Below are 1,081 nucleotides of genomic sequence, written 5' to 3' on the forward strand. Positions count from 1 at the left end.
AGAAGGGTTACTCGTTCAACTGAATAATCCTAAAAAATTGAGAACCGTTGCAGATTTAGCTAACTCTAATATTACCATCATTAATCGAGAAATGGGGTCAGGAAGTCGTCAATTATTAGAATATTTATTACAAAAAGCTGAAATTCCATTTAATGCGGTGCAAGGATTTAATTCTGTGGTAAATAGTCATGTTGCTGTGGCGAGAGCGGTTGCGAGTGGAAATGTTGATGCCGGAGTTAGTACCCAAGCCGTTGCTCAAGCGTTTGGACTCACTTTTATTCCTCTGCATAAATCTCGATATGATTTAGTGGTTCTTAAAGATTATTTAGCTGAAACTCCAGTTCAACAACTTCTAAATACGCTCGGACATCCTCGTTTACATTCTCAGTTAACTGCACTTGGGGGTTACGATACCTCGCAAACGGGAGAAGTTGTCGCCACCATTGAGTAATCATCAATTTCAACAAATCTAAAGTAAATTCTGCTATAAGATTTTCTCAATTTAGACGAGAAACGGTATGTCGATTTATCCGGTTGATGAAAGCCTGAAATAATCTTCATCATTTTATAAAATTCATTTATTTTCTAGATTTTACCATGATTATTTACACCTGTAAAGTTCGGGTTTAATATTTCATTCTTTGCTCTTTTTAAACCAAACAGTAGAGATCACTCTTTTTAAAATCCTCTCTCTTTTGAGAGAATTAAGCTATTAAATTAACCCGGTTTTGGAATACAAACATCCGGCGCACATAACCCCGGAAATGTTAAGGTTTTAACCGTTAGCGTTTCTAAATTCACTTGTCGAATTTGATGATGATTTGTATCGGCAACATACAACAAAGAACCCGCAGCACTTAACCCCGAAGGTTCGGAAAAACTCCCGTCATTTCCCAATACTGTTTCACAGTATCCTGTATTCACATAAACCCGCTTAATTTTGTGATTGTAAGTATCCGCAACCCAGAGATAATTTTGAGCAAATTCCACCCCCAAACAATGCTGTAACCGCACCTCAAACCCCTCTCCGTCTTCATCTCCAAACCCAAATAAATCCCCACTCCCGCAAATAGTTCTTACT

The 1,081-nt window shown here is 37.7% G+C and carries 2 protein-coding genes; one reads left to right on the top strand and one right to left on the bottom strand.

Annotation, left to right across the window (positions count from 1 at the left end; translation table 11 throughout):
• On the top strand, window positions 1-451 hold a 451-nt coding region (locus M595_RS27800; protein WP_023069888.1), incomplete at its 5' end, for a substrate-binding domain-containing protein.
• 266 nt (window positions 452-717) lie between these two features.
• Here M595_RS27800 and M595_RS27805 read toward each other — a convergent pair.
• The coding region (locus tag M595_RS27805; RefSeq protein ID WP_023069889.1) for an NHL repeat-containing protein at window positions 718-1,081 on the bottom strand (364 nt) is incomplete at its 5' end.

The sequence above is a fragment of the Lyngbya aestuarii BL J genome (assembly GCF_000478195.2).
Taxonomy (GTDB): Bacteria; Cyanobacteriota; Cyanobacteriia; order Cyanobacteriales; family Microcoleaceae; genus Capilliphycus; species Capilliphycus aestuarii.